This window comes from Falsihalocynthiibacter sp. S25ZX9 (assembly GCF_041205405.1).
GTDB lineage: Bacteria > Pseudomonadota > Alphaproteobacteria > Rhodobacterales > Rhodobacteraceae > Falsihalocynthiibacter > Falsihalocynthiibacter arcticus.
Map to the genome: position 1 here is coordinate 1 of NZ_JBGFCD010000313.1, position 286 is coordinate 286.

Annotated in this window: 1 pseudogene; it reads left to right on the top strand. The window is 47.9% G+C overall.

Annotation, left to right across the window (positions count from 1 at the left end):
- Positions 1 to 119 precede the first annotated feature (119 nt).
- A pseudogene (locus tag AB9F29_RS22390) lies at positions 120 to 263 on the top strand (transcriptional regulator); the annotation flags it as partial.
- Positions 264 to 286 lie beyond the last annotated feature (23 nt).

A 286-nucleotide genomic window follows, 5' to 3' on the forward strand; every position in this document is an offset into this window, starting at 1 on the left:
CTTCGCATTCTCTGGGGTAAGTCACGTATGTTTTTGCTGTTAGAAAGCTTGCGAATGCGAAGTATTAGTCGCATTATGTTGATACTTTATCTTTAATTTATCTGCGAGTTGCTATTACCATGCCCCCGAATAATCGACGTATTGTTTCATCCCGTCACTTGGCGGAGGGCGATGGCTGGGAGGCGTCGGAGTTTGAATACGGGCTTATCATTGCTCATAACGCTTTCAATCGTTGGATGCAGCGCTGCATGACGGCGGCGGGAATGCCCTAATTGTCACCGCTCGA